At 59.2% G+C, this 240-nt stretch carries 1 protein-coding gene; it reads right to left on the reverse strand.

Annotated elements, in window-relative coordinates; all coding sequences use genetic code 11:
* A partial coding sequence (locus AK963_RS34745) for a hypothetical protein (RefSeq protein WP_202970003.1) occupies positions 1-240 on the reverse strand: 240 nt, incomplete at both ends.

The following is a 240-nucleotide window of genomic DNA, read 5'->3' on the forward strand; positions in this document are numbered from 1 at the left end:
TCACCACCAGAGTGCCCGGTCGTGGCTTCGCCTCGGCCATGTTCAGTGTGTAGTTAAAGCCCCGGTTCTGGTTGGTGATGGGAATGGCACCGCTGACGGCAGCTCCGGTAATGGCCACGGCAGGCTGATAGCTGGCTGAAGCACTGGCCGTGGTGTAGCTGCTGGCTCGCCACACGTTAATCTCGCCCAGCTCATAGTCGATGGTCAGCTGGCTGTAATTGTTGCTGCCGCTTTTGTGGA

The organism is Endozoicomonas atrinae, assembly GCF_001647025.1.
In the GTDB taxonomy this organism is placed as follows: Bacteria; Pseudomonadota; Gammaproteobacteria; order Pseudomonadales; family Endozoicomonadaceae; genus Endozoicomonas; species Endozoicomonas atrinae.